The following is a 26,588-nucleotide window of genomic DNA, read 5'->3' on the forward strand; positions in this document are numbered from 1 at the left end:
TTTTTTTTGATTATGTTAGAATAACGGTTATGTGAGTACATAGATATTGGGGGTAGCAAAAGTGAAAGGTATGTTTTGCAAAAGATTCATTGCGTTGGTAACAGTGCTTACAATAGCTTGTAGCATGCTTGTACCATATAGCAATGCATCAGCAGAAACAGGAGCCGCTTTAAACATTGAAGCAGGTGCGGCAATTTTAGTAGAAGCGAATTCTGGGAAGATTTTATATCAAAAAAATGCAGATGAGTTATTATCAATTGCTAGTATGACAAAAATGATGAGTGAATACCTAGTGAACGAGGCTATTGCGAAAGGGAAACTAAAATGGGATCAAAAAGTTAAGGTTTCCGAATATGCGTATAACATTTCGCAAGATCGTTCATTATCGAACGTGCCTCTACGAAATGGTGAATCTTATACAGTAAAAGAGCTATACGAAGCAATGGCAATTTATTCTGCTAATGGTGCAACGATAGCGTTAGCTGAAGCAGTTGCTGGAAAAGAAGTAGACTTTGTAAAAATGATGAATGATAAATCGAAAGAGTTTGGATTAAAAAATTATAAGTTTGTAAATTCTACGGGCTTAACGAACAAAGATTTAAAAGGACACCATCCTGAAGGGACAACTCCAGATGAAGAAAATAAAATGTCTGCGAGAGATGTAGCAATTTTAGCACAACGTCTTATTCAAGATTTCCCTAAAACATTAGACATAGCAAAAATTTCAAAAAAAGTATTCCGTGAAGGTACTCCGGATCGGATCGAAATGCCTAACTGGAACTGGATGTTAAAAGGGTTAATTAAGGAATACGAAGGCGTAGATGGTCTGAAAACAGGATCAACTCCAGAAGCAGGAGATTGTTTCACTGGTACGATTGAAAGAAATGGTATGCGTTTCATTTCTGTAGTTATTAAAACAAAATCTCACACGGCAAGATTTGATGAGACAAAGAAATTATATGATTATGGCTTTGCTAACTTTGAAATGAAGAAAATGTACGAAAAAGGTTCTTCGGTCAAAGGAAAAGAAACAGTAAGAGTTGAAAATGCGAAAGATAAAGATGTAGCAGTTCAAACGAAGCAAGCTGTTTCACTTCCTGTGCCAAAGGGAAGTAAAGACGTTTATAAAACAGAATTTAAAGAAGGAAATAAGGGACAAGAAGCACCTATGAAAAAGGGAGTTGCACTTGGCCAAATGGTTGTAACGTCTAAAGATAGTAATGATCCCGGATTTTTATCAGGAAAATCATTACAAGTAGACCTTATAACAAAATCTGAAGTAGAAGAGGCAGGCTGGTTCACACGTTCTATGCGCGGAATTGGTTCTTTCTTTAGTGGTATGTGGAATAGTGCTGTTGATACAGTAAAAGGTTGGTTTTAAAAGCTCCTCATTGTAGGAGCTTTTTCTTATTCCTATTTTTCATACCGACTTTATGAAAAAGTAGTGGACAAGCATCAGATAGTTAGTGGTAGAATGTAAGAGTATTCTTAATTTTCTTCTTTAACGGGGGAAAGCAATTCACCTAGGGGGGTTTTTGTACATGACAAATGTAACAGGGACAGAACGTGTAAAACGTGGAATGGCAGAAATGCAAAAGGGCGGCGTTATTATGGACGTAGTTAACGCCGAGCAAGCAAGGATTGCAGAAGAGGCAGGTGCAGTTGCTGTTATGGCATTAGAGCGTGTACCTGCAGATATTCGTGCAGCAGGTGGCGTTTCTCGTATGGCAGATCCAACAATTGTTGAAGAAGTTATGGGTGCTGTATCAATTCCGGTTATGGCAAAATGCCGTATCGGTCACCTTGTAGAAGCACGTGTATTAGAATCATTAGGGGTAGACTATATCGATGAGAGTGAAGTATTAACTCCTGCTGATGAAGTATACCATTTAAATAAACGTGATTACACAGTTCCGTTTGTATGTGGTTGCCGCGATATCGGAGAAGCTGCACGTCGTATTGCAGAAGGTGCATCTATGCTTCGTACAAAAGGTGAACCAGGAACAGGAAACATTGTAGAGGCAGTGCGTCATATGCGCCAAGTCAATGCAGAAATCCGTCAAGTTGCAAATCTACGTGAAGATGAGTTAATGACATATGCAAAAAATACTGGTGCTCCTTATGAAGTACTACTTGAAATTAAACGCCTTGGTCGCCTACCAGTTGTAAACTTTGCAGCAGGTGGTGTAGCAACACCAGCAGATGCAGCGTTAATGATGCAACTTGGTGCTGATGGTGTATTTGTTGGATCTGGTATTTTCAAATCAGAGAACCCAGAGAAATTTGCACGTGCAATCGTTGAAGCAACGACTCATTATGAAGATTACGAACTAATTGCAAGCCTTTCTAAAGGATTAGGTAATGCAATGAAAGGTGTCGAAATTTCAACGTTATTACCAGAACAACGCATGCAAGAGCGCGGATGGTAATTAAAGGAGATCTTTAAAATGGTGAAAATCGGTGTGCTAGGTCTTCAAGGTGCAGTTCGTGAGCATGTGAAATCAGTTGAGGCAAGTGGTGCAGAAGCTGTTGTTGTAAAGCGTATAGAACAACTTGAAGAGATTGATGGTCTTATTTTACCAGGCGGTGAAAGTACAACAATGCGCCGTCTTATTGACAAATATGCTTTCATGGAGCCTCTTCGTACATTTGCGAAGTCTGGTAAACCAATGTTTGGTACATGTGCAGGTATGATTCTTCTTGCGAAAACACTTATTGGTTATGAAGAAGCACATATTGGTGCTATGGATATTACGGTTGAGCGCAATGCGTTCGGACGCCAAAAGGATAGTTTTGAAGCTGCACTTTCAATGAAAGGTGTGGGAGAGGACTTTATTGGTGTATTTATCCGTGCTCCGTATGTTGTAAATGTAGCTGATGATGTTGAAGTACTTTCTACACATGGAGATCGAATGGTAGCAGTAAGACAAAATCAGTTTTTAGCTGCGTCATTCCATCCAGAATTAACGGATGATCATCGTGTGACAGCATACTTTGTAGAAATGGTAAAAGAAGCGAAAATGAAAAAAGTTGTATAAGTAACTTGCAACTTGTATAAGATTATAGTAAATTGATGATAACAATTTTATAAAATAAGCGTGTTGATAGGAAGTAGTAACAAATGTTGTTTCTTATAGAGAGTCGATGGTTGGTGGAAATCGATAGAAACAGTTTGTGAATCCATCCTGGAATGGAATGTGGAATATCTTTTGATTAGTAAGCATTCCCGGTGAAGAGCCGTTATTTCTACTTGAGAGGAAAGTAGTAATGCTTTCAACTAGGGTGGCAACGCGGGTTAACTCCCGTCCCTTTATATAGGGACGGGAGTTTTTTGTGTTTTATGAAATAAAAGGAGGAGTATATAATGCTTGATATTAAATTTTTACGTACAAATTTTGAAGAAGTAAAGGCAAAATTACAGCATAGAGGCGAAGATTTAACTGATTTTGGTCGCTTTGAAGAACTGGATACGAGAAGAAGAGAGTTACTTGTTCAAACAGAGGAACTAAAAAGTAAACGTAACGAAGTATCTCAACAAATCTCTGTATTGAAGCGTGAAAAGAAAGATGCGGAAGCTCTAATTCTAGAAATGCGTGAAGTTGGGGAGAAAGTAAAAGATCTTGATAATGAACTTCGTACAGTTGAAGAAGACTTAGAAAGATTAATGTTATCTATTCCGAATATCCCTCATGAATCTGCTCCAGTTGGCGAAACAGAGGATGATAATGTAGTAGCGCGTACTTGGGGAGAAGTGAAAGAATTTACTTATGAACCAAAACCACATTGGGATCTTGCTACTGATTTAGGGATTTTAGATTTTGAACGTGCTGGGAAAGTAACAGGAAGCCGATTTGTATTTTACAAAGGTGCTGGTGCAAGATTAGAGCGTGCTTTAATTAGCTTTATGCTTGATCTTCATACTGACGAGCATGGATATGAAGAAGTATTACCTCCGTATATGGTAAACCGTGCAAGTATGACAGGAACAGGACAACTTCCGAAGTTTGAAGAAGATGCATTCCGTATTGAAAGTGAGGATTACTTCTTAATTCCAACAGCTGAAGTACCTGTAACGAATATGCATCGTGATGAGATTTTAAGTAAAGAGCAATTGCCTATACGATATGCGGCATTTAGCTCATGTTTCCGTTCTGAAGCAGGTTCAGCTGGTCGTGATACACGTGGTTTAATCCGTCAGCATCAGTTTAATAAAGTGGAGCTTGTGAAGTTCGTAAAACCAGAAGATTCTTATGAAGAGTTAGAAAAATTAACAAATGATGCAGAACGCGTGTTACAATTATTAGAGTTGCCATATCGCGTTATGAGCATGTGCACAGGAGATTTAGGATTTACAGCAGCGAAGAAATACGATATTGAAGTATGGATTCCAAGCTATGGCACATATCGTGAAATTTCTTCTTGTAGTAATTTTGAGGCCTTCCAAGCGAGACGTGCGAATATCCGTTTCCGCCGTGAGCCAAATGGTAAACCGGAACATGTTCATACACTAAATGGATCTGGTCTTGCAATTGGACGTACAGTGGCAGCTATTTTAGAGAACTACCAACAAGAAGATGGTACAATTATAATTCCAGAAGTTCTTCGCCCTTATATGGGAGGAAAAACAGTTATTAAATAAGTTAAAACATTCATCGGTATGAGTGATTGGTAATTATGGGCGTTGTCAGCGGTGTCATAAAGGAGAGGGAAAGTAAAATTTTCCTTTCCTCATAATTTATTATAGTAGGGTTGACTAACTGTTTTTCTTTTGATATTATATTTGATGTCAATATGGAGGTATACCCAAGTCTGGCTGAAGGGATCGGTCTTGAAAACCGACAGGCGGCGAGAGTCGCGCGGGGGTTCGAATCCCTCTACCTCCTCCAGATATAATTGACAACAGCGCATATAAGTGGAGATTGGAGAACTCGTTACCAACACGTAACGAGTTTTTATTTTAAAACCAATCGTAAAGTATGATATAAGGATATAGTGTCCTTATTACACACTCATATTCCGATGATTATCTTCATAGATATGAAAGGAGTTAACATGGATCTTATTATACAAACGTTTCCTTTAGATGGAAAAACTTTATATTATGTACAATGTCCTGTCTGTAAGAACAATAGAATTTTAAACAGTGGTGCAAATGTGTCGCGCATTATAAGTGATGATACATTCCGTAAACTTTGTGGTTGCACTTGTGATGTGAAACAGGTTGCAAAAAAAGTAGAGGTGCCAAAAGAAGCTGAAAAACCAGCTGTGCAAAAAGAAGTAACTCCAAAACGTACAGGGAAATTACTAACAGCAGTAATTAATGGGAAAGAAATGACCGTTAAAGAGATTGCTGAAACATATGATATTAGTACGAGTACTGTTCGTCAGCGTATTAATGCTGGAAAGCCAGAGAGTGAAATTATTGCTCCAACGAAAAAGAAAAAGTAATTTCATAGGAAAACCCGTGCATATGCACGGGTTTTTTATTTTACAAGTTTACGTGTTTGTTTTAAAAAATGTCCAATTTTTTTAATGATTGGTTCGATTGAATCGCCATCTTTTAAAATATCGTATTCATTAATGTTTAATCGTAAAATAGGGCATGAATTAAAGTTATTAATCCAGTTATCGTAACGTCCATGCATCTCTTTCCAATACTCAATTGGTGTTTGCTGCTCCATTGGACGTCCTCGTTCTTGAATACGATCGACAATATCATCAAACGAACCTTCTAGGTAAATTAATAAGTCTGGATGAGGGAAGTAAGGAGTCATGACCATAGCATCAAATAAACCTTTGTATGTTTCATAATCAGTTTCAGTCATTGTACCTTTTTCGTGATGCATCTTTGCGAAAATACCAGTGTCCTCATAGATAGAACGGTCTTGAACAAAACCGCCACCATATTCGAAAATTCTTTTTTGTTCTTTAAATCGTTCTGCTAAAAAGTACACTTGTAAGTGAAAGCTCCAGCGTGTGAAATCAGCATAGAACTTGTCCAAATATGGGTTGGAATCTACTTTTTCAAAAGATGTACGATAACCTAAAGCGTTAGCTAATGCAGTTGTCATAGTGGATTTACCGACACCTACTGTTCCAGCAATAGTGATAACTGCATCATTTGGTATATCATATTTTTGCCTTAAATTCATTGTTATTTCGACTCCTTCAAGAGAGTATTTTGAAGAGCGGATAAGATGACATTTAAATCATCAGGATTTCTTACAAAATCCATATCGTCTCCATTAAATTTCAATACTGGAATATCTGGATGGTCCTTTTTGAAAGCATCCATTGCTGTTTCGTAATCTTTTGTAAGCTGTAGTAAGTAATTTGGATCCATATTTTTTTCGAATTCTCTTCCGCGCATCGCAATTCGTTTTTGTAATGTTTCTAGGCTCGCTGTTAAATAAACGATGACATTTGGTACAGGCATATCTTGCGTAAGAATGCGATAAATTTGCATGTACTTGTCATATTGAGAATCTTTTAATGTACGGGATGCAAAAATTAAATTTTTAAATATATGATAATCTGCTACTACAGGCTTCCTTTGATTTAAATACTTTATGTTAATATCCTCTAGTTGTTTGTATCTATTACAAAGAAAGAACATCTCTGTTTGAAAACTCCATTCGTCGATGTCTTCATAAAATTTTCCTAAAAAAGGATTTTCATCAACAATCTCTTTTAGTAAGTGGAGTTGCATGTGAGTTGAAAGTTCCTTCGCAAGTGAAGTTTTTCCAACACCAATTGGTCCTTCAACCGTGATAAATGGTACTCCGGTCACGCTGTTTCCTCCTTTCAATCAGTGATTTACCGTGACTACTAAAAACACAAAACAGAATTATTGTAGCACAAGAGGGGAGCCAGCGGACTAATTTGATATAAAAAGTTAGAAAATAGATATGTATTAATTAAATTTTATTTGGGATGACGGTACAATATTTGCCTTTAATGTGGCCTCCATTATTTTTAAAGCATGTTCATTATCTTGCTCGTTATTAGAAGCGATGCAATCCCGTGGTACATAAAGTGTATAATTTCTCATATGGGCATCATTAGCTGTAAAAAGGATGCATATGTTCCCGGCAATTCCTGTTAAAATGAGATTTTCGATTTTTAAATATCCTAATAAAGAATTCAAAGGTGTTTCATAAAAAGCAGAGTAATGTGGTTTAATAAAAATGTAATCGTCAGTATGCGGAGCAATGGCCTCGATAATATTTTTACTATACTTATTTGTACAATGAGTAATAAGTTGATTAATATCAGATCTCCAAAGTTGATAGTGATCATTGACATAAATTATTGGATAGCCCAATGATTTCATGGTGTCCTTTAATTGTAGAATGGGGTTCTTTATAATTTCACATTTCTGTGCCAGGATGGGTCCGTGGGAGAATTGAAAATCATTAATCATATCGATAATGAGTAAGGCAGTATTTTTCATATGTAATTCCCTCTCTTTCTTCTTTAGGTTGGATTGAATTTGCAAAAGTTATCCCACCTGCAAGAAATGAAAAAGTGTATTTTATTTTTGGTGAAAGGACTATATTATGGAGCGAGATATATATTTTATGCAGTTAGCAATAGAGGAAGCAAAGAAGGCAGAGGCAATACAAGAAGTACCAATTGGTGCTGTAATTGTGCTAGATGGTGAAGTGATTAGTGTCGCGCATAACTTAAGAGAAACTGAACAGAGATCAATAGCTCACGCCGAGCTCTTAGCTATTGATGAAGCTTGCAAAAAATTAGGGACATGGCGTTTAGAAGATGCAACGTTATATGTAACATTAGAACCTTGTCCAATGTGTGCAGGGGGAATTGTTTTATCGCGTGTAAAACGGGTTGTATATGGAGCGAGCGATCCAAAAGGTGGATGTGCAGGTACATTGATGAATCTTTTAACTGATGAGCGTTTTAATCATCAGTGTGAAGTAGTGGCTGGTGTACTTGAAGAGGAATGTGGTACGTTGTTAACGATTTTTTTTAGGGAGCTTCGTAAGAAAAGAAAAGAAGCGAAAAAACTAGAGAAAAGTAATGATAACTAACGTATTTGCATTTTGTAAAAAAACAAGTTATACTGATAATGCCTTATCCAAGGCAACCGAATATTGGTTTTAACTTTGCCGTGCTAAGCGGGGAGGTAGCGGTGCCCTATACTCGCAATCCGCTCTAGCGAGGCTGAATCCCTTCTCGAGGTTATGCTGCTGTAAGGTCTGCCTTAAGTAAGTGGTGTTGACGTTTGGGTCCTGCGCAACGGGACCCCGTGAACCTTGTCAGGTCCGGAAGGAAGCAGCAATAAGCGGGTTTTCTCGTGTGCCGCAGGAGTGCCTGAACCGAGCTAACTGCTTGAGTAACGCTTATGGTACGTAATCGACAGAAGGTGCACGGCAGTTATATATGTATACAAAACTCACCTTAATATAAAGGTGAGTTTTTTGTATGGAAAATAACTTTTGGAATCTATAAACAGAATGGGTTATAATAAATGAGATAATAACCTTTGAGGGAGGCCGTATTTTCGTGTCATACCAAGCGTTATACCGAACATGGAGACCGCAAAAATTCGAAGATGTAGTCGGTCAAAAGCACGTGACAAAAACGTTGCAAAATGCCCTTCTTCAAGAGAAAGCTTCACATGCTTATTTGTTTTCTGGTCCGAGGGGAACAGGGAAAACGACAATTGCAAAAGTATTTGCAAAGGCAATTAACTGTGAACACGCCCCGGTAGCTGAACCTTGTAATGAATGTCCTTCTTGTTTAGGAATTACACAAGGATCTATTTCAGATGTATTAGAAATTGATGCGGCTTCAAATAACGGTGTAGATGAAATTCGAGATATAAGAGATAAAGTAAAATATGCTCCAAGTGCTGTAGGATATAAAGTATACATTATTGATGAAGTTCACATGCTTTCTATGGGTGCCTTTAATGCGCTTTTGAAAACTTTAGAAGAGCCGCCAGGGCATGTTATTTTTATTCTGGCGACAACAGAACCGCATAAGATTCCAGCTACAATTATTTCACGTTGTCAGCGTTTTGAGTTTCGAAAGATATCAGTAAATGATATCGTTGAGAGGTTATCGACAGTCGTGACAAATGAGGGTACGCAAGTAGAAGCTGAAGCATTACAAATCGTAGCGCGTGCCGCTGAAGGTGGTATGCGTGATGCGCTCAGTCTTATCGATCAAGCTATTTCTTATAGTGATGAGAAGGTGACGAGCGAAGATGTTTTAGCTGTAACGGGATCTGTATCTCAGCGATATTTAGGTGACCTGGTAGAATGTATACGTGAAAATGATGTATCAAGAGCGTTACGTATTATAGATGAGATGATGAGTAAAGGGAAAGATCCAGTTCGCTTTATGGAGGATTTCATTTACTACTATCGTGATATGCTTTTATATCAAACTTCACCACAATTAGAACATATGTTGGAACGGGTAATTGTAGATGATCAATTCCGTACGTTAAGTGAAGAAATGCAACCGGAAGTAATCTATGAAATTATTCATACCCTTAGTAAGGGACAACAGGAGATGAAGTGGACAAACCATCCAAGAATATTCTTGGAAGTTGTTATGGTGCAACTGTGTCAGCAGTTTATGATGCAAGCAAACGGCGCAGATCGTTTACAAGCGATTATGAACAGGATGCAGCAACTGGAGAAAGAGTTAGAGCAAGTTAAAAAGAATGGCGTGCCAGCTGGTATGCAGCAGGAAGTAAGAGAGACGCGGGCAACACCAAAACCGGTACGAACAGGAAGTATGAAAATTCCTGTTGGACGTGTGAATGAAGTGTTAAAGCAAGCGAAGCGTCAAGATTTAGAACAGTTAAAAGCTGTATGGGGCGAATTGTTAGGAAGGCTCAAGTCACATAACAAAGTAGCATTTGCTGTTTTATTAGAAAATAGTGAACCAGTTGCGGCTTCGGATGATACCTATGTGTTAGCATTTCAATATGAGATTCATTGCAAAATGGCTAGTGAAAATCGAGAAGCGATGGATACATTGGAACAAACTCTTTTTGAATTGTTAAGTAAAAGGTTAAATATGATTGCTATCCCAAAAAGTGAATGGGGTAAAATTCGTGAAGACTTTTTACAACGCGAAGGCGGGGATTCTGAAGAAAGCCCAGAACAAAAAGAAGATCCTCTTATAGAAGAGGCTGTAAAATTAGTAGGGCCAGAACTTATTGAAATAAAAGAGTAATAATAATGAGGAGGAATTAATTATGATGCGTGGCGGAATGGGAAATATGAATAATATGATGAAACAAATGCAAAAGATGCAAAAAGACATGGCGAAGGCACAAGAAGAGCTTGGCGAAAAAACAGTTGAAGGTACAGCTGGTGGCGGAATGGTTACTGTTATCACAAATGGCCATAAGCAAGTTCTTGAAGTGAAAATTAAAGAAGAAGTTGTAGATCCAGAAGATATTGAAATGTTACAAGACTTAGTATTAGCTGCAACGAATGATGCACTTAAAAAGGTTGATGAACTTTCAAACTCTACAATGGGCAAATTTACAAAAGGCATGAACTTACCAGGTGGAATGTTCTAGGAGGATATTGATATATGCATTATCCAGAACCGATATCAAAATTAATCGATAGTTTTATGAAGTTGCCAGGAATCGGACCGAAAACAGCGGTTCGATTGGCATTTTTCGTGTTAGATATGAAAGAGGATGATGTACTAGGTTTTGCAAAAGCACTTGTGAATGCGAAGCGAGATTTAGCGTATTGTTCTATATGCGGGCATATCACTGACCGCGATCCTTGTTATATTTGTGACGATTCGCATAGAGATCAATCGGTTGTTTGTGTAGTACAAGAGCCGAAAGATGTAATTGCGATGGAAAAAATGAAAGAATATCAAGGTGTATATCATGTTTTGCGTGGTGCCATTTCTCCAATGGAGGGAATTGGACCAGAGGATATTAATATCCCGCAGTTATTAAAGAGACTACAAGATGAAACAGTACAAGAAGTGATATTAGCAACAAACCCTAATATTGAAGGGGAAGCTACAGCGATGTACATATCCCGCCTCTTAAAGCCAACAGGAATTAAAGTAACTCGTATTGCACATGGTCTGCCAGTTGGTGGAGATTTAGAATATGCAGATGAAGTAACGCTATCAAAAGCTTTAGAAGGCCGTAGAGAAATATAAGAGGAGAAGGGAAAATGTTCTTTCAAAAAAAGGGTAAGTTGCGTAAAGAGTATGACGATAAGTTAATTGTATTATTAGAAAAGGTAAAGAATGAATGGCTACGTCAGAAGAGACTGGTTGAACAAAGTGTTGAGCCGTCTCAAGATGTACTTTGTTCTTTAAAAATAGCAGAGGCGAAATATTTTTTCTTGTTAAAAGAAGCGAAACGTCGTCCGGTGAAAATGGAACAATGGTAAAAGGTCCTGCTTTTTAAAGCGGGGCCTTTTGCTTTTTATCGATTTACTTGTGAGTAACAGGGCTACTTTATTTTTGGGGTATAAAGAGGAGAAAGAAAAGGCGGGAATGGAATTAGTTGTATCTAATTGTTAGTGCTTAGAAGAAATATTACTGATTAAAGGTTATAAAGATGAAGTGATAGGAGTTATGTTATAGATGTTCTTTTTTATTGTCTTGTCCCATACAAATGGATATGTATAGGTCATTCATAAGGAGGAAAAAATGAATTCTACAATTATTATTATTGGCATTCTTGCTTTGGTTTTTATTTTTCTTATTTTTGGTGTTTCTGCTAAACCAATACGTTTTATAGGGAAAGCACTCTTTCATGTCACCTTAGGTATAGCGTTACTGTTCATTGTGAATGTTGCAGGGACATATTTTGATTTTCATATTCCAATTAACATAGGCACAGCTACAGTATCAAGTTTATTAGGGGTGCCAGGTGTTGCTGCAATAGTGATTATTAAGTTATATATAATGCCAAGATAAATTTATTTTGGCATTTTTTAAAAAAGCGTTGACTTATCGATTAGTAATATGATAAATTAATAAGCGTCGTCAGGAACGAAAGAAAAAAGTTGTTGACAGATTCAAGTCGAAATGTTAAATTATAAAAGTCGCTGAAACGTGACATTGAACTTTGAAAACTAAACGAAACAAACAACGTGAAACGTCAATTTTTATTTTTAGATGCTAGACAAACTAACTTTATTGGAGAGTTTGATCCTGGCTCAGGATGAACGCTGGCGGCGTGCCTAATACATGCAAGTCGAGCGAATGGATTAAGAGCTTGCTCTTATGAAGTTAGCGGCGGACGGGTGAGTAACACGTGGGTAACCTGCCCATAAGACTGGGATAACTCCGGGAAACCGGGGCTAATACCGGATAATATTTTGAACTGCATAGTTCGAAATTGAAAGGCGGCTTCGGCTGTCACTTATGGATGGACCCGCGTCGCATTAGCTAGTTGGTGAGGTAACGGCTCACCAAGGCAACGATGCGTAGCCGACCTGAGAGGGTGATCGGCCACACTGGGACTGAGACACGGCCCAGACTCCTACGGGAGGCAGCAGTAGGGAATCTTCCGCAATGGACGAAAGTCTGACGGAGCAACGCCGCGTGAGTGATGAAGGCTTTCGGGTCGTAAAACTCTGTTGTTAGGGAAGAACAAGTGCTAGTTGAATAAGCTGGCACCTTGACGGTACCTAACCAGAAAGCCACGGCTAACTACGTGCCAGCAGCCGCGGTAATACGTAGGTGGCAAGCGTTATCCGGAATTATTGGGCGTAAAGCGCGCGCAGGTGGTTTCTTAAGTCTGATGTGAAAGCCCACGGCTCAACCGTGGAGGGTCATTGGAAACTGGGAGACTTGAGTGCAGAAGAGGAAAGTGGAATTCCATGTGTAGCGGTGAAATGCGTAGAGATATGGAGGAACACCAGTGGCGAAGGCGACTTTCTGGTCTGTAACTGACACTGAGGCGCGAAAGCGTGGGGAGCAAACAGGATTAGATACCCTGGTAGTCCACGCCGTAAACGATGAGTGCTAAGTGTTAGAGGGTTTCCGCCCTTTAGTGCTGAAGTTAACGCATTAAGCACTCCGCCTGGGGAGTACGGCCGCAAGGCTGAAACTCAAAGGAATTGACGGGGGCCCGCACAAGCGGTGGAGCATGTGGTTTAATTCGAAGCAACGCGAAGAACCTTACCAGGTCTTGACATCCTCTGAAAACTCTAGAGATAGAGCTTCTCCTTCGGGAGCAGAGTGACAGGTGGTGCATGGTTGTCGTCAGCTCGTGTCGTGAGATGTTGGGTTAAGTCCCGCAACGAGCGCAACCCTTGATCTTAGTTGCCATCATTAAGTTGGGCACTCTAAGGTGACTGCCGGTGACAAACCGGAGGAAGGTGGGGATGACGTCAAATCATCATGCCCCTTATGACCTGGGCTACACACGTGCTACAATGGACGGTACAAAGAGCTGCAAGACCGCGAGGTGGAGCTAATCTCATAAAACCGTTCTCAGTTCGGATTGTAGGCTGCAACTCGCCTACATGAAGCTGGAATCGCTAGTAATCGCGGATCAGCATGCCGCGGTGAATACGTTCCCGGGCCTTGTACACACCGCCCGTCACACCACGAGAGTTTGTAACACCCGAAGTCGGTGGGGTAACCTTTATGGAGCCAGCCGCCTAAGGTGGGACAGATGATTGGGGTGAAGTCGTAACAAGGTAGCCGTATCGGAAGGTGCGGCTGGATCACCTCCTTTCTATGGAGAATTGATGAACACTGTTCGTCAATATAAGTTTCCGTGTTTCGTTTTCGTTTAGTTTTGAGAGTTCAATATAAGTATTGACTCTTAAATAGGAATATGATATAAATAAATTCCGCAATTTGTATGGGCCTATAGCTCAGCTGGTTAGAGCGCACGCCTGATAAGCGTGAGGTCGATGGTTCGAGTCCATTTAGGCCCACCATACATTTTACGGGGCCTTAGCTCAGCTGGGAGAGCGCCTGCCTTGCACGCAGGAGGTCAGCGGTTCGATCCCGCTAGGCTCCACCAAAAAGCTATTTTATATAGCAAATGGTATGTTCTTTGAAAACTAGATAACAGTGTAGCTCATATTTTTTTAATTTTAGTTTGGTTAAGTTAGAAAGGGCGCACGGTGGATGCCTTGACACTAGGAGTCGATGAAGGACGGGACTAACGCCGATATGCTTCGGGGAGCTGTAAGTAAGCTTTGATCCGAAGATTTCCGAATGGGGAAACCCACTATACGTAATGGTATGGTATCCTTACCTGAATACATAGGGTATGGAAGACAGACCCAGGGAACTGAAACATCTAAGTACCTGGAGGAAGAGAAAGCAAATGCGATTTCCTGAGTAGCGGCGAGCGAAACGGAATCTAGCCCAAACCAAGAGGCTTGCCTCTTGGGGTTGTAGGACATTCTATACGGAGTTACAAAGGAACGAGGTAGACGAAGCGACCTGGAAAGGTCCGTCACAGAGGGTAACAACCCCGTAGTCGAAACTTCGTTCTCTCTTGAATGTATCCTGAGTACGGCGGAACACGTGAAATTCCGTCGGAATCTGGGAGGACCATCTCCCAAGGCTAAATACTCCCTAGTGATCGATAGTGAACCAGTACCGTGAGGGAAAGGTGAAAAGCACCCCGGAAGGGGAGTGAAAGAGATCCTGAAACCGTGTGCCTACAAATAGTCAGAGCCCGTTAATGGGTGATGGCGTGCCTTTTGTAGAATGAACCGGCGAGTTACGATCCCGTGCGAGGTTAAGCTGAAGAGGCGGAGCCGCAGCGAAAGCGAGTCTGAATAGGGCGTTTAGTACGTGGTCGTAGACCCGAAACCAGGTGATCTACCCATGTCCAGGGTGAAGTTCAGGTAACACTGAATGGAGGCCCGAACCCACGCACGTTGAAAAGTGCGGGGATGAGGTGTGGGTAGCGGAGAAATTCCAATCGAACCTGGAGATAGCTGGTTCTCCCCGAAATAGCTTTAGGGCTAGCCTTAAGTGTAAGAGTCTTGGAGGTAGAGCACTGATTGAACTAGGGGTCCTCATCGGATTACCGAATTCAGTCAAACTCCGAATGCCAATGACTTATCCTTAGGAGTCAGACTGCGAGTGATAAGATCCGTAGTCAAGAGGGAAACAGCCCAGATCGCCAGCTAAGGTCCCAAAGTGTGTATTAAGTGGAAAAGGATGTGGAGTTGCTTAGACAACTAGGATGTTGGCTCAGAAGCAGCCACCATTTAAAGAGTGCGTAATAGCTCACTAGTCGAGTGACTCTGCGCCGAAAATGTACCGGGGCTAAATACACCACCGAAGCTGCGAATTGATACCAATGGTATCAGTGGTAGGGGAGCGTTCTAAGTGCAGTGAAGTCAGACCGGAAGGACTGGTGGAGCGCTTAGAAGTGAGAATGCCGGTATGAGTAGCGAAAGACGGGTGAGAATCCCGTCCACCGAATGCCTAAGGTTTCCTGAGGAAGGCTCGTCCGCTCAGGGTTAGTCAGGACCTAAGCCGAGGCCGACAGGCGTAGGCGATGGACAACAGGTTGATATTCCTGTACCACCTCTTTATCGTTTGAGCAATGGAGGGACGCAGAAGGATAGAAGAAGCGTGCGATTGGTTGTGCACGTCCAAGCAGTTAGGCTGATAAGTAGGCAAATCCGCTTATCGTGAAGGCTGAGCTGTGATGGGGAAGCTCCTTATGGAGCGAAGTCTTTGATTCCCCGCTGCCAAGAAAAGCTTCTAGCGAGATAAAAGGTGCCTGTACCGCAAACCGACACAGGTAGGCGAGGAGAGAATCCTAAGGTGTGCGAGAGAACTCTGGTTAAGGAACTCGGCAAAATGACCCCGTAACTTCGGGAGAAGGGGTGCTTTCTTAACGGAAAGCCGCAGTGAATAGGCCCAAGCGACTGTTTAGCAAAAACACAGGTCTCTGCGAAGCCGTAAGGCGAAGTATAGGGGCTGACACCTGCCCGGTGCTGGAAGGTTAAGGAGAGGGGTTAGCGTAAGCGAAGCTCTGAACTGAAGCCCCAGTAAACGGCGGCCGTAACTATAACGGTCCTAAGGTAGCGAAATTCCTTGTCGGGTAAGTTCCGACCCGCACGAAAGGTGTAACGATTTGGGCACTGTCTCAACCAGAGACTCGGTGAAATTATAGTACCTGTGAAGATGCAGGTTACCCGCGACAGGACGGAAAGACCCCGTGGAGCTTTACTGTAGCCTGATATTGAATTTTGGTACAGTTTGTACAGGATAGGCGGGAGCCATTGAAACCGGAGCGCTAGCTTCGGTGGAGGCGCTGGTGGGATACCGCCCTGACTGTATTGAAATTCTAACCTACGGGTCTTATCGACCCGGGAGACAGTGTCAGGTGGGCAGTTTGACTGGGGCGGTCGCCTCCTAAAGTGTAACGGAGGCGCCCAAAGGTTCCCTCAGAATGGTTGGAAATCATTCGTAGAGTGCAAAGGCATAAGGGAGCTTGACTGCGAGACCTACAAGTCGAGCAGGGACGAAAGTCGGGCTTAGTGATCCGGTGGTTCCGCATGGAAGGGCCATCGCTCAACGGATAAAAGCTACCCCGGGGATAACAGGCTTATCTCCCCCAAGAGTCCACATCGACGGGGAGGTTTGGCACCTCGATGTCGGCTCATCGCATCCTGGGGCTGTAGTCGGTCCCAAGGGTTGGGCTGTTCGCCCATTAAAGCGGTACGCGAGCTGGGTTCAGAACGTCGTGAGACAGTTCGGTCCCTATCCGTCGTGGGCGCAGGAAATTTGAGAGGAGCTGTCCTTAGTACGAGAGGACCGGGATGGACGCACCGCTGGTGTACCAGTTGTTCTGCCAAGGGCATAGCTGGGTAGCTATGTGCGGAAGGGATAAGTGCTGAAAGCATCTAAGCATGAAGCCCCCCTCAAGATGAGATTTCCCATAGCGTAAGCTAGTAAGATCCCTGAAAGATGATCAGGTTGATAGGTTCGAGGTGGAAGCATGGTGACATGTGGAGCTGACGAATACTAATAGATCGAGGACTTAACCATATAATATGAAGCAAATGTTATCTAGTTTTGAAGGAATATGCCTTCATAGTTTGGTGATGATGGCAGAGAGGTCACACCCGTTCCCATACCGAACACGGAAGTTAAGCTCTCTAGCGCCGATGGTAGTTGGGACCTTGTCCCTGTGAGAGTAGGACGTCGCCAAGCAAGATAAAAACACAAGTCTTTTGACTTGTGTTTTTTTGTTTTTAAACAGTACACGAAAGAAGTAAAGGGAATACATAAGTAATACAAACACGTTGCCCAAGAGTAAATCATATTATATAAGAAATTGATGTATATTTTCCGGAAATTTGTTAAGGAATAGAGGTATATAATATGTTTACTTAAAAAGGGAGGAAAGATTATGAAATTACCAAGTGAAATTTGCATCGTTTGTGAGACAAAAAGAGAAGAAGGAATATATGTATATAATAATTTAATATGTTACGAGTGCGAAAGAAATCTGGTGAATACTGAGACAAATGACCCGAAGTATATACATTATTTAAAACAACTGCGAAAATTAGAAGTATCATATTTTTAAATAGGCATTATGCCTATTATTTTTTTTGCACTAATATCTGTATAATAGATACAGAATGAATAATAAGGAAGAGATGTATATGAATCAAAATCGTATGCCTTTATATGAGGCGTTAATGGAATTTAAAGAAAGGCGACTACTATCTTTTCATGTTCCAGGTCATAAGAATGGTTTAAACTTCCCTCAGAAAGCTTCAGGGGGGTTTAAGGACATATTATCGATTGATGTAACAGAGTTAACAGGATTAGATGATTTACATAGTCCATTTGAATGTATAGATGAAGCACAGCAATTATTAGCTGAAGTATATGGCGTGCACAAAAGTTATTTTTTAATTAATGGTTCAACAGTTGGAAATTTAGCAATGATTTTGTCTTGCTGCGGCGAACATGATATTGTCCTCGTACAAAGAAATTGTCATAAATCAATCATTAATGGTTTGAAATTAGCAGGGGCTAATCCGGTCTTTTTAAACCCATGGATTGATGAAGTATATGACGTACCAGTAGGTGTTCATGATGACATTATTAAGGAGGCAATTACAAAGTATCCAAATGCAAAAGCACTTATTTTAACACATCCTAATTACTATGGTATGGGAATTGATTTAGAGGTAAGTATCGCTTACGCACATGCACATAAAATTCCTGTTCTAGTAGATGAAGCCCATGGGGCACATTTTTGTATAGGGGACCCCTTCCCGAAGTCAGCATTAGTTTATGGTGCGGATATTGTGGTTCATTCCGCACATAAAACATTACCTGCGATGACAATGGGATCTTATTTACATATAAATAGCCGTTTGGTGAGCGAAGAAAAAGTTTCCTCCTATTTAAGTATGCTACAATCTAGTAGCCCATCGTATCCAATTATGGCTTCTCTTGATATAGCACGCTTTGCAATAGCAGTTATAAAGGAAGAGGGCCATGATGAAATCGTTGAGTTTTTACGCCGATTTAAAGAAGGATTGCGATCTATCCCACAAATAGCCATCTTGCAATATCCATCGCAAGATGAATTAAAGGTTACGGTGCAAACTCGCTGTCAGTTATCGGGATATGAATTACAGTCTGTATTTGAAAAGGTCGGTATATATACGGAAATGGCAGATCCATATAACGTCCTATTTATATTACCGTTACAAGTAAATGAGGGGTATATGAAAGCTATAGAGATAATTCGAGTAGCTTTGCAGCAATATAAGGTAAAAGACAAGACAGCATCAATTCGTTATACTTATAAAGGGGAAATTTCCCCTTTACCGTATACGTATAAACAATTAGAGAGATACGAAACGAAGCTAGTATCTCTAGAAGAAGCCGTTGGTATGATAGCGGCAGAAATGGTGATTCCGTATCCACCTGGAATTCCATTGATCATGTATGGAGAGAGAATTACTCAAGAACATACAAAGCAAATTACTCATTTAGAGAAAACAGGGGCTCGTTTTCAAGGTAGTACGAAATATATGAACGTGTATGATATAGAAAGTAGGTTTTAGGATGAAGGGATTATTTGTAACAATTGAAGGACCAGAAGGTTCGGGTAAAACAACATTAATTAAAAGTTTATTACCATATTTTGAGCAAAAGGCACAAAAGGTAATGGCGACCAGGGAACCGGGTGGTATTGCAATTTCTGAAGATATTAGAACAATTTTACATAAACAAGAGTATACGATGATGGAGGCACGTACAGAGGCGCTCTTATATGCTGCTGCACGTAGACAACATTTAGTGGAAAAAGTTATGCCGGCACTTGAGGAAAACTATCTTGTACTATGTGATCGTTTTATAGATAGCTCTTTAGCGTATCAAGGGTATGCAAGAGGCTTAGGTATGGATAAAGTATTTGAAATTAATCGTTTCGCAACGGAAGATTGTATGCCTAGTTTAACAATCTATTTAGATATTGAGCCAGAGGTAGGTTTAGCACGAATTGAAAAAGATGCAGGACGTGAAGTAAATCGACTAGATATGGAAGATATCTCTTTCCATAAACGTGTGCGTGAAGGGTATTTACAAGTTGTAGAGCGTTTTTCTAATCGTATTGTATTAGTAAATGCTGATCAACCAATGAAAAAACTTATAGAAGAAGTTGTTCAGATTATAGAAGATAAATTGTTATAATAGAAGGAAAGAATGAAATAAGTGAGGTATGCAGTATGATAAATACGTGGGAGCAGCTTTCTGCTATACAGCCCATCGGTGTCAAAATGTTGATGAATAGCATTGCAAAAGAGCGTATATCCCACGCTTACTTGTTAGAGGGAGGGAAAGGGACTGGGAAGTTCGCCACAGCAATTCAAATGGCAAAAAGTTTCCTCTGTTCACAAAGAAATGGTGTAGAGCCTTGTCATGTATGTACGAATTGTCGCCGAATTGATTCAGGTAACTACCCAAACTTACATATTGTAAAACCAGATGGATTATCTATTAAAAAACAGCAAATTCACGATTTACAAGAAGAGTTTTCAAAAACAGGATTAGAAGCAAATAAAAAAGTATATATTATCGAGCATGCAGATCGTATGACAGCAAATGCAGCGAATACGCTTTTAAAGTTTTTAGAAGAACCAAGTAGTGATACAACAGCTATTTTACTTACTGAACAAAGTCATCAGATTTTAAATACAATTTTATCTCGTTGTCAAGTTGTTACGTTTAGACCGTTGCCTACAGAATCTTTAATTAAGAGATTAGAGGAAGAAGGTATTACAGTTTCTTTATCTACACTTGCTGCGCAGCTTACAAACAGTTTTGAAGAAGCTTTATTAATGTGTAATGATGAATGGTTTGCACAAGCGAGAGCTTTAGTGATAAAATTATGTGAAGCGCTCGAAAAAGATAAGGCCTCTATTTTTTTTGTACAAGAAAAATGGGGGAAGCACTTTGGAGAGAAAGAACAATTACAGCAAGGCTTAGATATGTTACTCCTTATTTATAAGGATTTATTATATGTTCAACTTGGAGAAGAGGATCGTCTTGTTTTTCATGAGCAGAAAGAGATGTTTGAATCCTTTTCTTATGCTCAGAAGCGCATTGTATCAGCTCTCTTTAATATATTAGAGGCAAAAAATAGAATCAACGCTAATGTAAATGCGCAGCTTGTGTTCGAACAGTTAGTGTTGCGGTTGCAGGAGGGATGACCGTTTTGTATGATGTAGTAGGTGTTCGCTTTAAGAAGGCCGGGAAGGTATATTACTTTGATCCAAATCAGTTCGATATCTCGGAAAATGAGTTTGTAATTGTAGAAACGGTAAGAGGTATTGAATACGGAAAAGTAGTTATTACCAAAAAGCAAGTTGATGAAAACGACGTTGTATTACCGCTTAAAAAAGTTATTCGTATTGCAAATGAAAATGATCGTACCATTGTTGAAGAGAATAGGCATGCTGCGAAAGAAGCATATCAAGTTTGTCAACAAAAGGTAGGAGAACATAATCTTGATATGAAGCTTGTAGATGTAGAGTATACGTTCGATCGTAATAAGATTATTTTTTACTTTACTGCGGATGGTCGGATTGATTTCCGGGAACTAGTGAAAGACTTAGCGGCAATTTTTAGGACAAGAATTGAGCTGAGACAGATCGGCGTTCGTGACGAAGCAAAAATGCTTGGTGGTATTGGTCCATGTGGTCGTATGCTTTGTTGTTCTACTTTTTTAGGAGATTTTGAACCTGTATCCATTAAAATGGCAAAGGATCAAAATTTATCATTAAATCCTGCAAAAATCTCTGGTTTATGTGGTCGCTTAATGTGTTGCTTAAAATATGAGAATGATGAATATGAGGCGGCAAAGGAACAACTTCCTGATTTAGATCAACGTATACAAACACCGCATGGTACTGGCCGTGTTATCGGATTAAATATTTTAGAAAGATTAATTCAAGTGGAGCTAGTAGACAAGGAACGGATAGTAGAATATACGTTAGATGAATTAATTAATAAAGGGGTCGTTTCGAGTCAAACCACAGATTAATGAGGTGGGTGCTTGTGGAGAAAAAGGATATTTTTGCATCGGTTTCTAGTATGGAAGAGCAAATTGGACATTTATACAAACAGTTGGGAGAATTAAAACAACATCTTGCAGAATTATTGGAAGAAAACCAACATATAAAAATGGAAAATGAAAATTTGCGACATCGTTTTGAAGAAGTGCAGAACAAGGAAAAACAAAAAACTCAAAAACGCAAAGAAATGAAGGCGAAGACAGATATTGGTGAAGGCTACGATAACCTAGCAAGACTATATCAAGAAGGTTTTCATATTTGTAATCTACATTATGGAAGTGTACGTAAAGAGGGAGATTGTTTATTCTGTCTGTCATTTTTAAATAAAAAGTGAGATTACCTTTCCAATATAATTGGAAAGGTAATTTTTTATACATGAGAGTAGAATGAAATTTATTTTCACATTAATAGAGGATGAAATAGGGTAGGTTAAGTGTAAGAAAGGGAGCAATATATGAATTTATATGAAGATGAGCGTTTAGATTATTTATTAGCGCAAGATATGAAGATTGTACAAAGTCCATCAGTATTTAATTTTTCTTTGGATGCTGTTTTACTTGCAAATTTTGCTTGGGTGCCAATTCAAAAAGGTAATTTACTTGATTTGTGTACAGGTAACGCAGTTATCCCTCTTTTATTAAGTACAAGAACAAAAGGGAAAATTACAGGTGTAGAAATTCAAGAGCGCTTATATGATATGGGAATAAGAAGCGTTCAATGCAATAATTTAGAAGAAAGAATTCATTTAATCCATGGAGATTTGAAAGATATGCCGGAGAAACTTGGACGTCATCAATATGATGTTGTAACATGTAATCCTCCTTATTTTCAAACACCACAAACTTCTGAGAAGAATATCAATGAACATTTAGCGATAGCTCGTCATGAAATTATGTGCACATTAGAGGATGTTGTATATGCAAGTAGCCAGTTAGTGAAACAGGGTGGGAAAGTAGCATTTGTACATCGTCCAGGTCGTTTGCTCGACATCGTCACATTAATGCGTAAATACAAAATCGAACCGAAACGTGTGCGATTTGTTTATCCTAAGGCTGGTAAAGAAGCGAATACATTGTTAATTGAAGGAATTAAGGATGGGAATGCAGATTTAAAAATCTTACCACCTCTTTTTGTATATGAAGAAAACAACGAATATACAAAGGAGCTTCGTTCAATTTTATATGGAGAAGAATAAGCATTGTTTTTATGTGGTGGAGTGTTCTGATGGAAGTTATTATGCTGGATATACAAATCATATAGAAAAACGGATTCAGACCCATAATAGTGGAAAAGGTGCTAGATATACACGTGCTAGGCTTCCAGTTGTTTTGAAATATGTAGAGGATCATGAGGATAAACGAACGGCTATGCAAGCTGAATATCACTTTAAACAGTTAACGAGGAAACAAAAAGAAGAATATATGCAAAAAGGAGAACGCTATGTGGCAGCAAAAAAGCTTTCAGCAAAATGAAAAGGGAGTTTTATATTTAGTACCGACTCCAATCGGAAATTTAGAGGATATGACATTTCGTGCAATCCGAATTTTAAAAGAGGCAGACATTATTGCTGCGGAAGATACAAGGCAAACGAAGAAACTTTGTAATTACTTTGAAATTGAAACACCAGTTATGAGTTATCATGAGCATAATAAAGGAGTAAGTGGACGGAAAATTTTAGATAAGTTAGAAGAAGGTAAGACTGTAGCCATTGTGAGCGATGCTGGTATGCCATGTATTTCAGATCCTGGTTATGATATCGTTGTAGAGGCTGTAGCAGAACAATATCATGTTATTCCGCTTCCTGGGGCAAATGCGGCTCTTACAGCATTAATTGCATCAGGACTTGAGACAAAACATTTTTATTTCTATGGTTTCCTGCAAAGAAATAAAAAGGGACGCAAGCTTGAATTAGAAAAACTACGCTATATTCCAACTACAATGATGTTTTACGAGGCACCGCATCGTTTAGATGACACCTTAATCTCTATGCAAGAAGTATTAGGAAATAGGGAAATCGTATTATGTCGTGAGCTAACGAAAAAATTTGAAGAGTTTATTCGTGGAACAATTGAAGAAGCAATTGAGTGGACGAAGCAAAATGAAGTTCGTGGTGAGTTTTGTATTTTAGTAGCAGGTTCAACAGAAGAAGCTGTTCCAGAAGAACAATGGTGGGAAGCTATTTCAGTATATAATCACATTGAACATTATATAAATGAAAAAGGTATGAATTCAAAAGAAGCGATAAAAACAGTCGCTAAAGACCGAGATTTGTCGAAACGAGACGTATATCAAATCTATCATGTTGATAAAAAATAAGCTTCTCATAATTGAGAAGCTTATTTTGCTGTTTCGATATAATCTTGAAGTTCGTTTAAGACTTGTTCAGCGCCTTCTTTGCTTAAGATAATTTTACCTTCAGCTAAAGATAGGTTACCATCAGATACTTCACCAGTTACTTGGCAAGTCATGTTTGGTTTATATTTCTTTAAGATGATTTTCTCGTCATCAACATAGATTTCAAGAGCATCCTTTTCTGCAATACCTAAAGTACGGCGTAATTCGATTGGAATTACTACACGACCTAATTCATCAACTTTACGAACGATACCAGTAGATTTCATAATTCTTTTCCTCCTAAATAAATAGTTTATAAGTTTCGAGTCTATTTTTTGATTCGTCATTTTTCGACAAAATACCCTATGGACATATGATACCAATCATTTACATTTCCGTCAATTCTTAAATTCTATATTTTTAAAAAAGATTTATAGATTTTTATACTTCTTATATATAATAGAATGTGAGTCATTTCTATAATTGTTTCGTATTATTTTTATAATGTTTATACCTTTTGGAAAAAAATATTGTATATTTTTTTGAATATGAGTAATAGATGATAAAGATATCGAGCATTAACTCGTTTTTATATGTGAGTTTTTGATATACTGTTTATAAATACATATGAGGTTATTCGGGAGGTCCAAAACGATGAAAGAGGAAAATAAGTCCTTTTATATTACTACCCCAATTTATTATCCAAGTGGAAAGTTACACATTGGACATGCTTATACGACGGTAGCAGGAGATGCGATGGCACGATATAAGCGTATGCAAGGATACAATGTTCATTATTTAACAGGAACTGATGAGCATGGACAGAAGATCCAAAAGAAAGCAGAAGAACTAAATGTTACACCACAAGCATATGTGAATAACATTGTATCAGGGATTAAAGAACTTTGGGAGAAGATGGATATCTCTTATGATGATTTTATTCGTACAACTGAAGATCGTCATAAAGATGTTGTTGAGAAAATCTTCAAGCAGCTAGTAGATCAAGGTGATATTTATCTTGATGAATATGAAGGTTGGTATTCTGTACAAGATGAAACATTCTATACAGCGCATCAATTAGTAGATCCAATTATGGAAGGTGACAAAGTAGTTGGTGGAAAAAGCCCAGATAGTGGTCACGCTGTAGAACTTGTTCGCGAAGAATCGTATTTCTTTAGAATGGGTAAATATGTAGACCGACTATTAAAGTTCTATGAAGATAACCCTCATTTCATCCAGCCGGAGTCCCGTAAAAATGAAATGATTAATAACTTCATTAAACCAGGATTAGAAGATTTAGCTGTTTCTCGTACTTCATTTGACTGGGGAGTTCGTGTTCCAGGTAACCCCAAACACGTTATTTACGTATGGGTAGACGCGTTGTCTAATTACATTACTGCATTAGGATATGGAACAGAAAATGAAGAGAAGTATAAAAAATTCTGGCCAGCAGATGTCCATTTAGTTGGGAAAGAAATCGTTCGTTTCCATACAATTTATTGGCCAATTATTTTAATGGCTTTAGATTTACCACTTCCGAAGAAAGTCTTTGCTCATGGCTGGATTTTAATGAAGGATGGAAAAATGAGTAAGTCAAAAGGAAACGTAGTAGATCCAGTTACACTAATTGATCGTTACGGATTAGATGCATTGCGTTACTACTTACTTCGCGAAGTTCCATTTGGATCTGATGGAGTATTCACACCAGAAGGATTTGTTGAACGAATCAACTTTGATTTAGCGAATGATTTAGGTAACTTATTAAATCGTACAGTAGCTATGATTGATAAATACTTTAACGGGGAAATCCCTGCATTTAAAGCAAATGTAACTGAGTTCGATGAAACGCTAGTGACATTTGCCCAAGATACATTGAAAAAAGTAGAAGAGGCAATGGAGAATATGGAGTTCTCTGTAGCGTTAAGTTCTATTTGGCAATTAGTTAGCCGTACGAACAAATATATTGATGAAACGCAGCCATGGGTATTAGCGAAGGATGAGAATGATCGTGAAAAACTTGCGTCTGTAATGGCCCACTTAGCTGAGGTACTTCGTCAAACAGGTATTATGCTTATGCCATTCCTAACAGTAGCACCAAGTAAGATGTTTGCTCAACTTGGCCTTACTGAAGAGGCGCATAAATCTTGGGAAAGCCTATCTACAATTGGATGTATCCCAGCTGGAACAAAAGTAGAAAAAGGAAACCCTATTTTCCCTCGTTTGGAAATGGAAGTAGAAGTGGGGTATATTAAAGAACAAATGCAAGGTTCTGCTCCTAAAGTAGAAGAGAAAAAAGCAGAAGAACCAAAGGCAGAAGAAATTACAATTGATGATTTCTTTAAAGTAGAATTACGAGTAGCTGAAGTAATATCTGCTGAACCTGTGAAAAAAGCAGATAAGTTGTTAAAAATTCAGCTTGATTTAGGTACAGAGAAGCGTCAAGTGGTTTCTGGTATTGCTAAATTCTATTCCCCAGAAGAACTAAAAGGTAAAAAGGTTATTTGTGTAACGAATTTAAAACCTGTAAAATTACGTGGTGAATTATCACAAGGTATGATTTTAGCAGGTGAAGAGAATGGCGTATTGTCATTAGCATCAATTGACCAAAATTTACCAAACGGTACAAAAATCAAGTAATTGAGACAAGAAAAGAGATGTTTCACGTGTAACATTGGTGAAGCG

The 26,588-nt window shown here is 39.2% G+C and carries 25 protein-coding genes, 3 tRNA genes, 3 rRNA genes, 1 other RNA gene and 1 other annotated feature; of the genes, 28 read left to right on the plus strand and 4 right to left on the minus strand.

Annotated elements, in window-relative coordinates; translation table 11 throughout:
- The first annotated feature begins 70 nt into the window (after nucleotides 1-70).
- From EXW56_RS00070 to EXW56_RS00095, 6 genes are all read left to right on the plus strand, one after another.
- Nucleotides 71-1,381, plus strand: coding sequence for a D-alanyl-D-alanine carboxypeptidase family protein (locus EXW56_RS00070; protein WP_141558742.1), 1,311 nt, complete (start codon nucleotides 71-73; stop codon nucleotides 1,379-1,381).
- Nucleotides 1,382-1,541: 160 nt separating this feature from the next.
- Complete coding sequence (gene pdxS, locus EXW56_RS00075; RefSeq protein ID WP_002107268.1) at nucleotides 1,542-2,429, plus strand: pyridoxal 5'-phosphate synthase lyase subunit PdxS; 888 nt, start codon at nucleotides 1,542-1,544, stop codon at nucleotides 2,427-2,429.
- Between the two features lie 18 nt (nucleotides 2,430-2,447).
- Complete coding sequence (pdxT, locus tag EXW56_RS00080) at nucleotides 2,448-3,038, plus strand: pyridoxal 5'-phosphate synthase glutaminase subunit PdxT (protein WP_002107269.1); 591 nt, start codon at nucleotides 2,448-2,450, stop codon at nucleotides 3,036-3,038.
- Between the two features lie 54 nt (nucleotides 3,039-3,092).
- Nucleotides 3,093-3,313: a binding site (T-box leader), on the plus strand.
- A gap of 51 nt (nucleotides 3,314-3,364) precedes the next feature.
- Nucleotides 3,365-4,639 (plus strand): serine--tRNA ligase, encoded by a 1,275-nt coding sequence (gene serS, locus EXW56_RS00085; RefSeq protein WP_002107270.1) that lies wholly within the window; start codon nucleotides 3,365-3,367, stop codon nucleotides 4,637-4,639.
- 154 nt (nucleotides 4,640-4,793) lie between these two features.
- Nucleotides 4,794-4,886: transfer RNA gene (locus tag EXW56_RS00090), tRNA-Ser, on the plus strand.
- A 166-nt stretch (nucleotides 4,887-5,052) separates the two neighbouring features.
- Entirely contained in the window at nucleotides 5,053-5,448 is a 396-nt protein-coding gene (locus EXW56_RS00095) for a sigma factor-like helix-turn-helix DNA-binding protein (protein ID WP_002107271.1), read from the plus strand.
- A gap of 35 nt (nucleotides 5,449-5,483) precedes the next feature.
- Here EXW56_RS00095 and EXW56_RS00100 read toward each other — a convergent pair whose 3' ends face one another.
- From EXW56_RS00100 to EXW56_RS00110, 3 genes are all read right to left on the minus strand, one after another.
- Nucleotides 5,484-6,152: a deoxynucleoside kinase gene (locus EXW56_RS00100; RefSeq protein ID WP_002107272.1), complete on the minus strand. Its 669-nt coding sequence runs from the start codon at nucleotides 6,150-6,152 to the stop codon at nucleotides 5,484-5,486.
- A 2-nt stretch (nucleotides 6,153-6,154) separates the two neighbouring features.
- Complete coding sequence (locus EXW56_RS00105) at nucleotides 6,155-6,790, minus strand: deoxynucleoside kinase (RefSeq protein ID WP_002009621.1); 636 nt, start codon at nucleotides 6,788-6,790, stop codon at nucleotides 6,155-6,157.
- Nucleotides 6,791-6,913: 123 nt separating this feature from the next.
- Nucleotides 6,914-7,453 (minus strand): cysteine hydrolase family protein, encoded by a 540-nt coding sequence (locus tag EXW56_RS00110; protein WP_002107274.1) that lies wholly within the window; start codon nucleotides 7,451-7,453, stop codon nucleotides 6,914-6,916.
- Nucleotides 7,454-7,559: 106 nt separating this feature from the next.
- Between EXW56_RS00110 and tadA the strand changes: the two genes are divergently transcribed.
- The 21 genes from tadA (at nucleotide 7,560) to rsmI (ending at nucleotide 23,888) form a co-directional block, all read left to right on the plus strand.
- Entirely contained in the window at nucleotides 7,560-8,054 is a 495-nt protein-coding gene (tadA, locus tag EXW56_RS00115; RefSeq protein ID WP_002107275.1) for a tRNA adenosine(34) deaminase TadA, read from the plus strand.
- A gap of 78 nt (nucleotides 8,055-8,132) precedes the next feature.
- An RNA gene (gene ffs / locus EXW56_RS00120) (signal recognition particle sRNA large type) lies at nucleotides 8,133-8,397 on the plus strand.
- A 132-nt stretch (nucleotides 8,398-8,529) separates the two neighbouring features.
- The gene (dnaX, locus tag EXW56_RS00125; RefSeq protein ID WP_215597118.1) at nucleotides 8,530-10,218 is read left to right on the plus strand and encodes a DNA polymerase III subunit gamma/tau; all 1,689 of its coding nucleotides are present in this window, start codon (nucleotides 8,530-8,532) and stop codon (nucleotides 10,216-10,218) included.
- A gap of 25 nt (nucleotides 10,219-10,243) precedes the next feature.
- Nucleotides 10,244-10,570 carry a YbaB/EbfC family nucleoid-associated protein gene (locus EXW56_RS00130; protein WP_171902539.1) on the plus strand — a complete coding sequence of 109 codons (327 nt, stop codon included), beginning with the start codon at nucleotides 10,244-10,246 and terminating at the stop codon, nucleotides 10,568-10,570.
- Nucleotides 10,571-10,584: 14 nt separating this feature from the next.
- On the plus strand, nucleotides 10,585-11,181 hold the full coding sequence (recR, locus tag EXW56_RS00135) for a recombination protein RecR (RefSeq protein ID WP_002107278.1): 597 nt from the start codon (nucleotides 10,585-10,587) through the stop codon (nucleotides 11,179-11,181).
- Nucleotides 11,182-11,195: 14 nt separating this feature from the next.
- Nucleotides 11,196-11,417 carry a YaaL family protein gene (locus tag EXW56_RS00140; protein WP_002009631.1) on the plus strand — a complete coding sequence of 74 codons (222 nt, stop codon included), beginning with the start codon at nucleotides 11,196-11,198 and terminating at the stop codon, nucleotides 11,415-11,417.
- A 262-nt stretch (nucleotides 11,418-11,679) separates the two neighbouring features.
- On the plus strand, nucleotides 11,680-11,949 hold the full coding sequence (locus EXW56_RS00145; RefSeq protein ID WP_002107279.1) for a pro-sigmaK processing inhibitor BofA family protein: 270 nt from the start codon (nucleotides 11,680-11,682) through the stop codon (nucleotides 11,947-11,949).
- Between the two features lie 219 nt (nucleotides 11,950-12,168).
- Nucleotides 12,169-13,720 (plus strand): 16S ribosomal RNA (locus EXW56_RS00150).
- A gap of 131 nt (nucleotides 13,721-13,851) precedes the next feature.
- Nucleotides 13,852-13,928: transfer RNA gene (locus EXW56_RS00155), tRNA-Ile, on the plus strand.
- 10 nt (nucleotides 13,929-13,938) lie between these two features.
- A tRNA-Ala gene (locus EXW56_RS00160) sits at nucleotides 13,939-14,014 on the plus strand.
- Between the two features lie 80 nt (nucleotides 14,015-14,094).
- A 23S ribosomal RNA gene (locus EXW56_RS00165) occupies nucleotides 14,095-17,016 on the plus strand.
- 49 nt (nucleotides 17,017-17,065) lie between these two features.
- A 5S ribosomal RNA gene (gene rrf, locus EXW56_RS00170) occupies nucleotides 17,066-17,181 on the plus strand.
- Together the 16S, 23S and 5S rRNA genes with 2 tRNA genes alongside form the textbook arrangement of a ribosomal RNA operon.
- A gap of 199 nt (nucleotides 17,182-17,380) precedes the next feature.
- Nucleotides 17,381-17,560 carry a sigma factor G inhibitor Gin gene (locus EXW56_RS00175; protein WP_002107281.1) on the plus strand — a complete coding sequence of 60 codons (180 nt, stop codon included), beginning with the start codon at nucleotides 17,381-17,383 and terminating at the stop codon, nucleotides 17,558-17,560.
- Between the two features lie 79 nt (nucleotides 17,561-17,639).
- Nucleotides 17,640-19,061 (plus strand): aminotransferase class I/II-fold pyridoxal phosphate-dependent enzyme, encoded by a 1,422-nt coding sequence (locus EXW56_RS00180; RefSeq protein ID WP_215597119.1) that lies wholly within the window; start codon nucleotides 17,640-17,642, stop codon nucleotides 19,059-19,061.
- Between the two features lies 1 nt (nucleotide 19,062).
- The gene (gene tmk / locus EXW56_RS00185) at nucleotides 19,063-19,689 is read left to right on the plus strand and encodes a dTMP kinase (protein WP_002107283.1); all 627 of its coding nucleotides are present in this window, start codon (nucleotides 19,063-19,065) and stop codon (nucleotides 19,687-19,689) included.
- A gap of 35 nt (nucleotides 19,690-19,724) precedes the next feature.
- The gene (holB, locus tag EXW56_RS00190; RefSeq protein WP_002009636.1) at nucleotides 19,725-20,708 is read left to right on the plus strand and encodes a DNA polymerase III subunit delta'; all 984 of its coding nucleotides are present in this window, start codon (nucleotides 19,725-19,727) and stop codon (nucleotides 20,706-20,708) included.
- A gap of 5 nt (nucleotides 20,709-20,713) precedes the next feature.
- Complete coding sequence (locus EXW56_RS00195; RefSeq protein ID WP_002107285.1) at nucleotides 20,714-21,541, plus strand: PSP1 domain-containing protein; 828 nt, start codon at nucleotides 20,714-20,716, stop codon at nucleotides 21,539-21,541.
- 14 nt (nucleotides 21,542-21,555) lie between these two features.
- Entirely contained in the window at nucleotides 21,556-21,906 is a 351-nt protein-coding gene (yabA, locus tag EXW56_RS00200) for a DNA replication initiation control protein YabA (protein ID WP_002009639.1), read from the plus strand.
- Between the two features lie 120 nt (nucleotides 21,907-22,026).
- A complete protein-coding gene (locus tag EXW56_RS00205; RefSeq protein ID WP_002107286.1) occupies nucleotides 22,027-22,767 on the plus strand; it encodes a tRNA1(Val) (adenine(37)-N6)-methyltransferase in 741 nt (246 codons plus the stop codon).
- Nucleotides 22,754-23,044, plus strand: coding sequence for a GIY-YIG nuclease family protein (locus EXW56_RS00210; RefSeq protein ID WP_002124512.1), 291 nt, complete (start codon nucleotides 22,754-22,756; stop codon nucleotides 23,042-23,044). Before EXW56_RS00205 ends, EXW56_RS00210 begins: the two co-directional genes overlap by 14 nt.
- Nucleotides 23,013-23,888 carry a 16S rRNA (cytidine(1402)-2'-O)-methyltransferase gene (rsmI, locus tag EXW56_RS00215; RefSeq protein ID WP_002107288.1) on the plus strand — a complete coding sequence of 292 codons (876 nt, stop codon included), beginning with the start codon at nucleotides 23,013-23,015 and terminating at the stop codon, nucleotides 23,886-23,888. The genes EXW56_RS00210 and rsmI overlap by 32 nt, the downstream gene beginning before the upstream one ends.
- A 20-nt stretch (nucleotides 23,889-23,908) precedes the next feature.
- Here rsmI and EXW56_RS00220 read toward each other — a convergent pair whose 3' ends face one another.
- Nucleotides 23,909-24,193, minus strand: a complete 285-nt coding sequence (locus EXW56_RS00220; RefSeq protein ID WP_000843037.1) for a transition state genes transcriptional regulator AbrB — start codon at nucleotides 24,191-24,193, stop codon at nucleotides 23,909-23,911.
- 367 nt (nucleotides 24,194-24,560) lie between these two features.
- On the opposite strand from EXW56_RS00220, the gene metG reads away from it, so the two are divergent.
- Nucleotides 24,561-26,543, plus strand: coding sequence for a methionine--tRNA ligase (metG, locus tag EXW56_RS00225; protein WP_252197277.1), 1,983 nt, complete (start codon nucleotides 24,561-24,563; stop codon nucleotides 26,541-26,543).
- Nucleotides 26,544-26,588: the final 45 nt, after the last annotated feature.

It is taken from the genome of Bacillus mycoides, from assembly GCF_018742245.1.
Taxonomy (GTDB): Bacteria; Bacillota; Bacilli; order Bacillales; family Bacillaceae_G; genus Bacillus_A; species Bacillus_A cereus_U.